The sequence below is a fragment of the Enterobacter sp. UPMP2052 genome (genome assembly GCF_053709675.1).
This window is the reverse complement of the sequence record NZ_JBSKJR010000001.1, coordinates 1,360,681-1,373,166: the sequence shown is the minus strand read 5'-3', so window position 1 is coordinate 1,373,166 and position 12,486 is coordinate 1,360,681. Positions and strand designations below refer to the sequence as shown.

Below are 12,486 nucleotides of genomic sequence, written 5' to 3'. Positions count from 1 at the left end.
GTTTGTTCAGGGTAGTGGTAAGCAAAAATTGAAGAATATCCTCGCCATTCAGTCCCACGTTGTTTTTGGACATGCGGGTAACAGCGCTGCGGAATTCCCCATGCGCCGCCTCGGTGCCAACGTCTGGCCCCTTAATACCGTTCAGTTTTCTAATCATACGCAATACGGCAAATGGACCGGCTGCGTGATGCCGCCTTCCCATCTGACGGAGATCGTGCAGGGCATTGCTGATATCCACCAGCTCAAGCGCTGTGACGCCGTGCTGAGCGGCTATCTTGGCTCCGCAGAGCAGGGTGAGCACATCCTTGGCATCGTACGCCAGGTCAAAGCTGCGAACCCGTCAGCAAAGTATTTCTGCGATCCGGTGATGGGGCATCCTGAGAAAGGCTGCATCGTCGCGCCCGGCGTGGCGGAGTTTCACGTGCGCCACGCGTTACCGGCGAGCGATATCATCGCCCCAAACCTGCTCGAACTGGAGATCCTCTGTGAGCACCCGGTCAATAGCGTCGACGAGGCGGTAAGTGCGTCCCGCGAACTGATTGCTCAGGGGCCGGAGATTGTCCTGGTGAAGCACCTCGCACGCGCAGGGATAAGCCAGGACCGTTTTGAAATGCTGCTGGTGACAAGGGATGACGCCTGGCACATCAGCCGACCGCTGGTCGATTTCGGCGCGCGTCAGCCGGTTGGGGTGGGGGACGTGACCAGCGGTTTACTGCTGGTGAAACTGCTGCAGGGCGCAACCCTGCGCGATGCACTTGAGCATGTCACTGCAGCCGTGTATGAAATTATGATTGCCACCAAAGACATGCATGAGTACGAATTACAGGTTGTGGCGGCGCAGGAGCGTATTGCGAAGCCTGAGCACTACTTCAGCGCCACTCGCTTATAATCATCGCAATCATCGCCCGGCGGCGCTGCGCATGAAGTTGTAGGCCGGGTGAGCGTGAGCGCCACCCGGCAACACAAACCGCCCGGTCAGTTCAACCCTTCTGCTTTCAGCGCCGCGGCAACCGCCGGACGCTCCGCCACGCGCGTCATATACGCCGCAACATGGTCTAAGCCATCCATATTCAGCTTCACTGCGCGCGCCCAGCGCAGAACGGTGAACAGATACGCATCGGCAATGGTGAAACGGGCACCGGAAATCCACTGATCGTCTTTTAGCGAGTCGTTAATGTACTGCAGCTTTTTCTCCAGCAGCGCGCGCACGGTAGGTTTGTACTCTTCCGGCGTATCCGGGCGGAACAGCGGAGTAAAGCCTTTGTGCAGCTCGGTAGCGATATAGTTCAGCCACTCCAGCGTCTTATAACGGGCAATGCTGCCGGTCGGAGCAAGGAGCTGGCGGTCGGGCACATTGTCTGCGAGGAACTGCATAATCGCCACGCCCTCGGTGAGCAACGTACCGTCATCCAGCAGCAGAGCCGGAACTTGTCCCTTCGGGTTAATGGCAAAATAGTCATCGCCATTTTCCAGGCGCTTCTTCATCAGGTCGACGCCATCAAGCGTGAAATCCTTGCCGCTTTCGCGCAGGGTGATATGGGAAGCAAGAGAGCAGGCGCCCGGTTTGTAGAACAGTTTCATCGGTAACTCCTTTTCGCTGAGGTTCCAGCTATGTTAGTGCGCGATTGGATAAAAAAAAAGCCGCTAATGCATTAGCGGCTTTTATTCAGTCGTTTCCCGATGACATTACACGGCAGCGGTCTTGCTCGCTTTAGCGTCGTTGTCGTCGTCCTGAGTCATACGATTCAGCTTAGGCGCTGTCATCAGCATCAGCACGGCGATAACGCCCGTGGCGATACCAATCTGCATGAACACGGTGCCATAGACGTTCAGGGACATCAGTGGGTCGGTCACGTTCTCCGGCACGGCCATCAGGTTAGCAATCTTACCGGCGATCAGTGCTGCGCCCGCGGTGGTCAGGAACCAGCTACCCATGATGAAGCCCATCAGACGCTGTGGAACCAGTTGTGCAACCATTGCCAGGCCCAGACCGGAGATCATCAGCTCACCGACAGACTGCAGCGCGTAGCTCAGGATCAGCCAGCTGACAGAGACGATACCCGCGTCGGTGGCAAACTTGGTACCCAGTGGCAGCACCAGGAAGGCACCGGAGCACAGCAGCATACCGATGGCAAACTTGTGCGGCATTGGCAGACGGTCGCCCATCTTGTTATAGATAGCCGCCAGAATCGGGGAGCCAATCATGATCCAGAACGGGTTCAGCGCCTGGAACTGCTCCGGCTCAAACGCGATGCCCAGAATAGCGTGCTCAACGTTACGGATGGCGAAGAAGTTCAAAGAGGTTGGCATCTGCATGTACAGAACGAAGAAGATAATCGCCTGCAGCATCAGAATGAAGGCCACAATCATCTTACGACGCGCAGCACCGTGCATGGCGAAGGCTTCTTTCGCGAAGATACAGACGATACCCAGCGCAACTAATCCCAGAACGCCGCGAGCGATGGTCTGGTTATGCAGCAGCCAGGTCGCGATTGCCACGAGGACGACAACACCTACGATGGTCGCCAGCAGTTTGCCCATGTGCAGAGGTTCGAAGTCAGGTTTGGAACCGTTGTTTTTAACCCAGCTGCGGCAGAACAGGAAGTTCACCACGGTGATCAACATACCCACGAAGCTCAGTGCGAACGCGACGCTCCAGCCAAACTTAGCAGCCAGCCACGGTGTTGCCAGCATAGAGAAGAAGGAACCGATGTTGATGGACATGTAGTACATGGTGAATGCACCGTCCAGACGCGGATCATCTTTGTTGTAGCAGGTTGAGAGCAGGGAAGACGGGTTCGCTTTGAACAAACCGTTACCCACGGCGATGGTCGCCATACCCATATACACAACCGCGGCGTCATGACCAGACCATGCAACCAGCCCATAGCCAATCGCCAGAACGATAGCGCCCAGCATGATGACACGTTTGGTGCCAAGCACTTTATCACCCAGCCAGCCGCCTACCGCGACCAGACCGTACACCAGTGCGCTGAATGAAGAGAACAGCGTGATGGAATCGGCTTCTGACATACCCAGTTGTTTAACCAGGTAGACCGCCATGATCCCTTGCAGGCCGTAGAAACCAAAACGCTCCCATAACTCAATGGAGAAGATGAGATAGAACGCTTTAGGTTGTTTAAAAGCGTTCAGGCTCACGCTTTCTTCAGTTGGTTTATTGTTTGCAGTCGACACATATACCTCTTTTTTTACATCCCATATTAACGGGGGTGTTCATAGCGTGATGACCGTGGTCCATCCGCTTTATAGTTATATTGGGAGGGGAAACGGCGGGTAATGTTCACTATCCGCGGCCTTCTGGCAATACGTTTGTAATACTCTGTTACATATAACTGAAGCCCTATAATCAGCGGGTCAGGCAAATGTTATTCAGCGTTAAATTTCTTTCGATGAGTTTTGTTGGTTTTTTTCACTACCTTTAGCCCCGGAAATCGGCTGTATGGCGATATGTTCTGCTATTTGCCCTTTCAGGCAGTGATATAGCCCATATTCTGAAAAATGACTGGTCTTATCTGCGGCGTTGGGGTGGTTAAATCTTGTCTGGCTAAGGGTTTGCCGGGCTTTTAACAACAAAAATCCAACATGACGTTATCAGAGTGATCCCGATCACAGATGTATAGAAATTTTTGGTGATGAAAAAACAATTAACCTGTTTGAGTGTTAAATCACCGAAGGATCGCCCGGCACGTTGCGGTCAACGGCGAACAAATTTCGGTCAAAAGGAAGGTTACTAGTACACCTTCCTTTTATAAGGTATTGAATGGCAGAAGAATGTGGTGAGCGCGTCAGGCGTAGACTTTTTCTTTGTATTCGCAAAGATCTTCAATGATGCACGAGCCGCAGCGGGGCTTACGGGCAATGCAGGTATAGCGCCCATGCAAAATTAACCAGTGGTGGCAGTCCACCTTAAATTCTGCCGGTACCACTTTGAGCAATTTCTCTTCGACCTGCTCAACGTTCTTACCGGGCGCGAAGTTGGTGCGGTTTGAGACGCGGAAAATATGGGTATCCACGGCGATAGTCGGCCAGCCAAACGCGGTATTAAGCACCACGTTAGCCGTCTTGCGCCCGACACCGGGCAGGGCCTCCAGCGCAGCGCGATCTTCAGGGACTTCCCCACCGTGCTGTTCCAGTAAAATCCGGCAGGTTTTGATTACGTTCTCGGCTTTGCTGTTAAACAGCCCGATTGTCTTGATATAGGATTTAACCCCCTCGACGCCGAGCGCAAGCATGGCTTCAGGCGTATTAGCGACGGGGTAGAGCAGGGCCGTGGCTTTGTTGACGCTCACGTCGGTGGCCTGCGCAGAGAGCAGTACGGCGATCAGCAGCTCAAAGGGTGAGGTAAAGTTAAGCTCCGTCGTCGGATGAGGGTTTTCATTCCGCAGACGAGTCAGGATCGCAATGCGTTTCTCTTTATTCATGAAGCCTTCTCGGGTATCCCTTCCTGCACGCTGCGCTCGGCCGCGCGGCGTTTACGTTTTTCATCAATCAGGTATTTTATCGCCAGCATCATGCCAAGGCCAATAAAAGCACCTGGTGGCAGCATCGCCAGCAGGAAGGGGGTATCCGTATGGAAGACCTCAATGCGTAGCGCTTTTGCCCAGCCGCCCAGCAGCGCATCCGCACCGTCGAACAGCGTCCCGTTGCCCAGAATTTCACGCAGGGAGCCCAGGACGAACATCGCGCCGGTCGCGCCCATGCCGATGGCAAAGCCATCCAGGGCAGACATCGCCGGGGTGTTTTTCACGGCAAAGGCTTCTGCGCGGCCCACAACGATGCAGTTGGTGACGATAAGCGGAATAAAGATCCCCAGGGACTGATACAGTCCGAAGGCATAGGCGTTAATCAGCATCTGCACAATGCTCACCACCGAGGCGATGATCATCACGTAAATCGGAATGCGAATTTCCGTGGGCGTCCAGCGGCGCAGCGCAGAGATGGACAGGTTGGTCAGGGTCAGCACCAGCGTGGTCGCCAGCCCCAGGCCAAGGGCGTTGGTTGCGGTGGATGTCACCGCCAGCAGCGGGCACATCCCAAGCAGCTGAACCAATGCGGAGTTGTTCTTCCAGAGACCCTGGACGATAACCTCTTTAACCTGACTCATGTTTACTCCTCACAGGCCGGAAGATTGTCAAGTTGCGCAGGCAGCGTTTCCGCGTACAGCCCGGCACGTTTTACGGCGTTGACCACGGCGCGGGGGGTAATGGTCGCGCCCGTGAACTGGTCAAATTCGCCGCCGTCTTTTTTCACCGCAAAGGCTGCGTCATTCTCGCCATGAATCACTTTACCGGCAAAATGCAATATCCAGTCGCTCAGACGAGGCTCGATTTTATCCCCCAGGCCCGGCGTTTCGTGATGTTCCGTCACGCGCGTTCCCAGCACGGTGCCCGTGAAGTCAGTACCGACCAGCAGCTGTATCGCGCCAGAATAACCGTCCGGCGCCGTGGCTTCCATCACCGCGCCCACCGGTTTATCACCTTTTCGGGCGATAAAGACGCGATGCGTCCCTTTGCCGAGCTGCGGAACCTGCACCAGGAAGCAGCTTTGCTGCAGGTTATTATCATAGAAGTCAGAGGGGATCACCTGGTCAAAAAGCGCTTTCTGCTGCTTCGTCGACTGCTCATCAATGGTGGTTTTGGTCAGGGTATTGACCAGCGCGGTCAGGCCTGTCAGCACGGCGGCGAAAACAGCCAGCGTAACGCCGTGTTTTTGCATAGTTTTCAGCATGGCGAAACCCTTAGCGATGGCCGTACACGCGCGGACGCGTGTAATAGTCGATGAGCGGAACGGTAATATTGGCTAACAGCACGGCGAAGGCGACACCGTCCGGATAGCCGCCAAAACTGCGGATCAGCCAGACCAGCAGCCCGGCTAGCGCGCCGAAGATCAGGCGGCCACGGTTGGTGGTGGAGGCGGTGACCGGATCGGTCAGGATGAAGAACGCACCCAGCATGGTTGCGCCGGAGAGCAGATGCATCTGCGGGCTTGCCAGCGACTCAGGAGAGAACACCCAGCCCAGGGTCGCACAGACCGCCAGCGTCACGAGGAAGCTGACCGGAATATGCCAGCGAATGGCTTTTTGCTGCAGCAGGAACAGGCCACCCAGCAGGTACGCAAGGTTGACCCACTGCCAGCCCGCGCCAGCCAGCATACCGCTGAAAATGGCGGACTTCATAATCTGATCCACGCTGTGCCCGGCGTGCAGGGACGTTTTGAAGGTGTCGAGCGGCGTCGCCTGGCTAATGCCGTCCACGCCGATGCGCAACACGTTCATGTCCGCGCCGAGCGCGGTGTGTCCGGTAAAGATAACGTGCAGGGCATCCATAAAGCCGGGCACCGTGGCCGCGATCTCCTGCGGCGGCAGCCAGCTCGTCATCTGCACCGGGAAGGAGATCAGCAGAACCACATAGCCGATCATCGCCGGGTTAAACGGGTTATGGCCTAGCCCGCCATAGAGCTGTTTAGCAATGATCACGGCGAAGACCGTGCCCAGCACTACCATCCACCACGGCGCAAACGGCGGAATACTGATCGCAAGCAGCAGGCCGGTTAAAAGCGCCGAGTTGTCGGCCAGAATGCGGCTCACCTCTTTTTTACGCAGCTTCAGCACCAGACCTTCAGCCGCCAGGGCACTGGCACAGCCGAGCGCTAACTGGATAAGCGTCCCCCAGCCGAAAAACCACAGCTGGACGGCGATACCCGGCAGTGCCGCCAGGCACACCAGCATCATGATGCGCGAGGTCTGGCGCTGGTTGTGGGTATAGGGGGAACTTGCGATTCTGAAAACCATTTAATCCTCGTTAACTGCTTGCTGTGCGGCTTTCTTCGCCTGAACACGGGCAATCGCGGCGGCGACTGCGGCTTTGCGTGGATCGTCATTTGCAGCGACGGTCTGTTCTTCCTGTTGTGCGGCCTGTTGTGCGGCTTTGCGCGCCTTAGCACGCGCGATAGCCGCTTCAACCGCCGCCTTACGCGGATCGACAGCCTCTGGCTCAATCACGACGCTGGACTGGGCTGCTTTACGGGCTTTTGCTCGTGCAATAGCGGCTTCAACCGCGGCTTTACGCGGGTCAACCTCAACCGCAGGTTCTGCCGGTTGCACGTTCTCAGCCTGACGCGCACGGGCTTTTGCTCGCGCGATGGCGGCCTCAACCGCGGCTTTACGCGGGTCGATTTCACCAGCGGGCTCTGCCTGCTTAGCTTTTTCAGCCTGACGCGCGCGGGCTTCGGCTTTACGCGCTTCACGGGCGGCAATCGCGTCGCTGTTATCCGGTTTCGCACCTGCCGGGATTTCAATCGTCTCGGCGGCGTGAGCTTTTTTCTCCCGCACGCGGGCCAGCGCGGCGGCGATTGCGTCCCGATCCGTCTCGGCGGGCTGCACGGCGGCTTGTTTATGGCGTTCCTGGCGCGCCGCTTTTTCACGCTCCAGACGTGCCTGACGAGCCTCGAAGCGCGCTTTGGCTTCAGCGGCGCGTTTGTCTTCCATGGAGATGGCGTAGATCTCGGCCTTCTCCTGACGGAAATATTGCACCAGCGGGATATTGCTCGGGCAGACCCAGGCGCAGGCACCGCACTCAATGCAGTCTGCCAAATTGTGGGCTTTGGCTTTATCGTGCAGTTGGCCTTTGCTGTACCAGTACAGCTGCTGCGGCAGCAGATCGGCCGGACAGGCATCTGCACAGGCGCTACAGCGAATGCAGCCTTTTTCTTCCTGCTCCTCGCCCATCTCGGTGGAGGAGGGCGCCAGCAGGCAGTTGGTAATTTTGACCACCGGGACGTCCAGCCACGGCAGAGTAAAGCCCATCAGCGGGCCGCCCATGATCACCATCTGATCGCTACCCGGACAGAAGCCGGCATGGTCAAGCAGATGGCGTACCGGTGTGCCCAGACGCGCCCAGACGTTGCCCGGACGGGAGACGGATTCACCGGTCAGGGTGACCACGCGTTCGGTCAATGGCTCACCGTCAATCACCGCGCGTTTAACCGCGTAGGCCGTGCCGACGTTCTGCATCAACACGCCGATGTCCGATGAACGTCCGCCGTGGGGAACCTGTTTGCCGGTCAGGATCTGGGTGAGCTGCTTAGCCCCGCCAGAAGGATACTTGGTCGGGATAACGCGAAGGCCGATGTCGTGGCTTCCCGCCAGCACCGCCCGCAGCATGGAAATGGCCTGCGGTTTGTTATCTTCGATGCCAATTAGGACGTCGCGCGGCTGCAGAATATGCGCAAGGATGCGAATGCCTTCCACAACCTGCGCGGCACAGTCCTGCATCAGACGATCGTCGGCGGTAATGTAGGGTTCACACTCTGCGGCGTTAATAATGAGTGTTTCGATTTTGTCGCCGCCGCCGCGCAGTTTGGTCCCCGTCGGGAAACCCGCGCCGCCCAGCCCGGCCACGCCGAACTGATGGATACGTTCAATCAGCGCCTCCCGGCTCTGGGCACGGTAATCGCTCCAGCCTTCACGGTCGATCCAGCGATCTTCCCCGTCAGCGTCGATGATTACGCTCAGCTCAGACAAGGCAGAAGGATGCGCAACGGTATGCGGAGCAATCGACACCACGGTACCGGAGGTCGGGGCGTGAACGGGCAACATGCGCCCGCGACCAAAGGTCAGCGGCTGGCCGCGCAGGACGCGATCGCCCTCTTTGACGCAGAGTTCACCCTCAGCGCCGATATGTTGTTTCAGCGGCATGACGTAGCGCGTCGCCAGCGGAATTTGACGCAGCGGCGTGCCGTTAGACTGGGTTTTCATCTCTGGCGGATGGATACCGCCATCAAAGTCCCAAATCTTCTCTTTTCTGAACGCGGAGAATAACTTAAGCATGGTGTTCCACAGGAATAATGCGAACCGGAATGGTTTGAAGATCCCATTTCCAGTTTTCGGTAGTCGTTTCAACCGGACGTAGTTCTATGCACTGCGTCGGGCAGGGGGCCACGCAGAGGTTGCAGCCGGTGCACAGATCCGCTACCACGGTGTGCATGGCGCGGGTGGCACCGACAATGGCGTCCACAGGACAGGCCTGAATACATTTGGTGCAGCCGATGCAGTTGGCTTCGTCAATCACCGCCAGCGCGCGCACCGGCTCCTGCACGTCGGCATCGCCGTCCACCGGTTGCGGATCGACATTAAGCAGGGCAGCGATTTTCAGCATCACGGCTTCGCCACCCGGCGCGCAGCGGTTAATCTTTTCACCCTGAACGCCAACCGCCTCAGCATACGGGCGGCAGCCGGGATAGCCGCATTGCCCGCACTGACTCTGCGGCAGCAGCTCATCAATTTTTTCGACAACCGGGTCGTCCTCAACCGCAAAACGGCGGGAGGCATACCCCAGAATGACGCCAAACACCAGTCCCAGCACGCTGATTGAGGCGATGGCAATCCAGATAGCATTCATTACAACTTCACCAGACCACTGAAGCCCATAAAGGCTAAAGACATTAAACCCGCCGTGACCAGCGCAATCGAGTTACCGCGAAAAGGCGCGGGAATATCTGCGGCTGCCAGGCGCTCGCGAATGGACGCGAACAATACCATCACCAGGGAGAAACCGACCGCGGCAGAGAATCCATACAGCGCCGATTGCATAAAGTTATGACCGAGGTTGATGTTCAGCAACGCCACGCCGAGCACCGCGCAGTTCGTGGTGATCAGCGGCAGGAAGATGCCCAGCAGGCGATACAGCGCCGGGCTGGTTTTACGCACCACCATTTCGGTAAATTGCACCACCACCGCGATGACCAGAATAAAGGCCAGGGTGCGCAGATAGGTCAGTCCCAGCGGAATGAGGATCCAGGTGTCAATCCACCAGGCACAAATCGACGCCAGGGTCATGACGAAGGTCGTCGCCAGCCCCATACCCATTGCGGTCTCCAGTTTTTTGGACACCCCCATAAACGGACACAGGCCCAGAAACTTCACCAGGACGAAGTTGTTAACCAGCACAGTGCCGACAAAGAGCAGTAAGTAATCGGTCATTATTTAGCCTGAAATAAAAAAGCCGCCTATTATCGAATAATCCACAACGGGCGACAACAGGTTAACTGTAAGGTTATTACGGGTTAACGAAGGTTTTTTTCACACGCGCTGAACGCTTGAAATAGGGAACCAGTAGCGCCGCCGCCAAAAGCGGAAAGAGCAACTGGCGAACCGCCAGCGCGTCGGAAACCGGTGAAAAAGCAAAGGCTTTGATCGCCAGCAGCACGGAAATGAGCAGCCAGATAATGTAGTGTTTGGGCACACTCTGACGACGCTTAAAGAAGGCAATGGTCAGCCACAGCGTGTAGTACCACATGGCAATTGCGAAAACGAACGACACGAACCACAGGGTAATATTAAGCACACTTTGCGACATCAGGGTCTGAATGGCATGAGGCGTAATCAGTGCAGTGGTATAAAGCAGCAGCGCCAGCGAGGCGCTTAATAAGGCAACCAGCAGCCATGCCAGGGGGGCGATTAACCAGCCTCCAATTTTTTCACCAGCCGATGCGGTCATGTTCTCTCCGATGAGTTTGCGCGAAATGTTCTACAGAGATTTGCAGGGCGGAGAGTATATAACATTTCGCGCGGATGGCTACCTTCTTATAGTACGTAACGCCATACCGACTTAGGCACTTCGCCGACGTTAAAGAGACGGCCGCCGGAGACCAGTTCAGCACGACGGTGATCGGCTGCGCGGTACATATTGATGATTTCCTGATTATCTGACAGCGTGTAGTTCAAATGGTCAAACAGTTTTTCCAGGCTCTCAAGCGAATTGATTTTGCGAAATTTTAATAAATAGTCCTGAACTGTCATTTTAATAAGTTTCCATATAAAAGTGAGTAATACCTCTGAAGGTAATTCGTTCGGATAATAAACGGATTAATAAAGACGTAAACTGCCCACTCAGGTAATGCGACGAAATTAGGAGTTTTCTTTAAAGAAAGAATCAGGCATCAGATGATGCCTGGAAGAGAGGTTAACCTTGTTCACCACGGCTGGCAATATGCCACTGACACATTATGTCACTCACCGGCGGGCGGGCAGGCTACTTCGGTTGCACGGCAGCGACAGGCTCCGGAGGCTGGTAGTTATCAATGTGGCTGGCAACGCCGAGCAAAATGACCGAAACCCCCAGGACAATCCATCCTGCTAATTCAATGATTCGATTAATAATTGACGTCATAATTCGCGTTTGTAATTTATCCTTAAATACAGATGACGAATGTTACAGCGCGTCATGCGAGTCGGCAAGGGGTTTGGGTATCGTTCCCGTATCCACTCTCATTAGGTTACATTTATTTAACAAAGACTACCGGCACAGGATGCTATTTTTAGTGAAGGGATACGGAATTACGCTGCCGGACGCGCATAAAGCCAGTGTGAAATACGTTCATGACGTGAGAGGGTAGCACTATGAGTGAAAACATCCGTGTCGGCCTTATTGGGTATGGGTACGCGAGTAAAACATTTCACGCGCCGCTGATAGCCGGTACGCCCGGCATGTCCCTGGCGGCAATCTCAAGCAGCGATGCAGCCAAAGTGAATGCCGACTGGCCTGTGGTACCGGTGGTTTCTGAGCCTAAGCATCTGTTTAATGACCCCAATATCGATTTAATCGTAATTCCCACGCCAAACGATACCCACTTCCCACTGGCAAAAGCCGCGCTTGACGCGGGTAAGCACGTGGTGGTGGATAAACCCTTCACCGTGACGTTGTCACAGGCGCGAGAGCTGGACGCGCTTGCGCGCAGCCTCGGGCGGCTACTGTCGGTGTTTCATAACCGCCGCTGGGACAGTGATTTCCTCACCGTCAAAGCGCTGATCGCGGAAGGCACGCTTGGGGAAATCGCCTCGTTTGAATCCCACTTCGATCGTTTTCGCCCTCAGGTGCGTGACCGCTGGCGCGAGCAGGCGGGGCCGGGGAGCGGCATCTGGTACGATCTGGCTCCGCACCTGCTCGATCAGGCGGTGAATCTCTTTGGCCTGCCTGTGAGCATGACCGTCGATCTGGCGCAGCTCCGGCCAGGCGCGCAGACCACAGATTACTTTCATGCCATTCTTAGCTACCCGCAGCGCCGTGTCATTCTTCACGCCACTATGCTGGCGGCGGCGGAGTCTGCACGCTATATCGTTCATGGCACGCGGGGAAGCTACGTTAAATTTGGTCTGGATCCGCAGGAAGAACGCCTCAAAAACGGCGAGCGGTTACCGCAGGAGGACTGGGGCTACGATATGCGCGATGGTGTGCTGAGCCGCGTGGAAGGGGAAGCGCTGGTGGAAGAGACCCTGCTGACGCTGCCCGGTAACTATCCGGCATATTACGCGGCCATCCGCGATGCGTTAAACGGCAACGGCGAGAATCCGGTGCCGGCGAGCCAGGCGATACAAATTATGGAGCTGATCGAGCTGGGAATGGAATCTGCCAAACATCGCGCAACGCTCTGTCTGGCATAATGTTTTGTTGGCCGGGCACGCGTCAG

The 12,486-nt window shown here is 56.1% G+C and carries 14 protein-coding genes; 2 read left to right on the top strand and 12 right to left on the bottom strand.

Features of this window, described 5'->3' with window-relative positions:
• Window positions 1–28: 28 nt before the first annotated feature.
• Window positions 29–889 (top strand): pyridoxal kinase PdxY, encoded by an 861-nt coding sequence (gene pdxY, locus ACWKX3_RS06315; protein WP_236347059.1) that lies wholly within the window; start codon window positions 29–31, stop codon window positions 887–889.
• 86 nt (window positions 890–975) lie between these two features.
• Here the strand turns inward: pdxY and gstA are convergent, their stop codons facing one another.
• The 12 genes from gstA to blr form a co-directional block, all read right to left on the bottom strand.
• Window positions 976–1,581 (bottom strand): glutathione transferase GstA, encoded by a 606-nt coding sequence (gene gstA / locus ACWKX3_RS06310; RefSeq protein ID WP_006174955.1) that lies wholly within the window; start codon window positions 1,579–1,581, stop codon window positions 976–978.
• 105 nt (window positions 1,582–1,686) lie between these two features.
• Window positions 1,687–3,195, bottom strand: coding sequence for a dipeptide/tripeptide permease DtpA (gene dtpA / locus ACWKX3_RS06305; RefSeq protein WP_058608928.1), 1,509 nt, complete (start codon window positions 3,193–3,195; stop codon window positions 1,687–1,689).
• A 611-nt stretch (window positions 3,196–3,806) separates the two neighbouring features.
• Window positions 3,807–4,442 (bottom strand): endonuclease III, encoded by a 636-nt coding sequence (gene nth / locus ACWKX3_RS06300; RefSeq protein ID WP_006174958.1) that lies wholly within the window; start codon window positions 4,440–4,442, stop codon window positions 3,807–3,809.
• The gene (locus ACWKX3_RS06295) at window positions 4,439–5,125 is read right to left on the bottom strand and encodes an electron transport complex subunit E (RefSeq protein ID WP_058608927.1); all 687 of its coding nucleotides are present in this window, start codon (window positions 5,123–5,125) and stop codon (window positions 4,439–4,441) included. Before ACWKX3_RS06295 ends, nth begins: the two co-directional genes overlap by 4 nt.
• 2 nt (window positions 5,126–5,127) lie before the next feature.
• Window positions 5,128–5,748 (bottom strand): electron transport complex subunit RsxG, encoded by a 621-nt coding sequence (gene rsxG / locus ACWKX3_RS06290; protein ID WP_454541471.1) that lies wholly within the window; start codon window positions 5,746–5,748, stop codon window positions 5,128–5,130.
• Window positions 5,749–5,758: 10 nt separating this feature from the next.
• Window positions 5,759–6,811 carry an electron transport complex subunit RsxD gene (rsxD, locus tag ACWKX3_RS06285; RefSeq protein ID WP_006174961.1) on the bottom strand — a complete coding sequence of 351 codons (1,053 nt, stop codon included), beginning with the start codon at window positions 6,809–6,811 and terminating at the stop codon, window positions 5,759–5,761.
• Window positions 6,812–8,848 carry an electron transport complex subunit RsxC gene (gene rsxC / locus ACWKX3_RS06280; RefSeq protein WP_454541470.1) on the bottom strand — a complete coding sequence of 679 codons (2,037 nt, stop codon included), beginning with the start codon at window positions 8,846–8,848 and terminating at the stop codon, window positions 6,812–6,814.
• The gene (rsxB, locus tag ACWKX3_RS06275; RefSeq protein WP_101737819.1) at window positions 8,841–9,419 is read right to left on the bottom strand and encodes an electron transport complex subunit RsxB; all 579 of its coding nucleotides are present in this window, start codon (window positions 9,417–9,419) and stop codon (window positions 8,841–8,843) included. The genes rsxC and rsxB overlap by 8 nt, the downstream gene beginning before the upstream one ends.
• Window positions 9,419–10,000, bottom strand: a complete 582-nt coding sequence (gene rsxA / locus ACWKX3_RS06270) for an electron transport complex subunit RsxA (protein ID WP_006174964.1) — start codon at window positions 9,998–10,000, stop codon at window positions 9,419–9,421. Before rsxA ends, rsxB begins: the two co-directional genes overlap by 1 nt.
• A 76-nt stretch (window positions 10,001–10,076) precedes the next feature.
• Window positions 10,077–10,517 (bottom strand): DUF2569 domain-containing protein, encoded by a 441-nt coding sequence (locus tag ACWKX3_RS06265; RefSeq protein ID WP_006174965.1) that lies wholly within the window; start codon window positions 10,515–10,517, stop codon window positions 10,077–10,079.
• An 86-nt stretch (window positions 10,518–10,603) separates the two neighbouring features.
• Window positions 10,604–10,819 (bottom strand): transcription modulator YdgT, encoded by a 216-nt coding sequence (gene ydgT, locus ACWKX3_RS06260; protein ID WP_006174966.1) that lies wholly within the window; start codon window positions 10,817–10,819, stop codon window positions 10,604–10,606.
• 232 nt (window positions 10,820–11,051) lie between these two features.
• Window positions 11,052–11,177 carry a division septum protein Blr gene (gene blr, locus ACWKX3_RS06255; RefSeq protein ID WP_171007377.1) on the bottom strand — a complete coding sequence of 42 codons (126 nt, stop codon included), beginning with the start codon at window positions 11,175–11,177 and terminating at the stop codon, window positions 11,052–11,054.
• A gap of 242 nt (window positions 11,178–11,419) precedes the next feature.
• On the opposite strand from blr, the gene ACWKX3_RS06250 reads away from it, so the two are divergent.
• On the top strand, window positions 11,420–12,460 hold the full coding sequence (locus ACWKX3_RS06250; RefSeq protein WP_153688471.1) for an oxidoreductase: 1,041 nt from the start codon (window positions 11,420–11,422) through the stop codon (window positions 12,458–12,460).
• Window positions 12,461–12,486 lie beyond the last annotated feature (26 nt).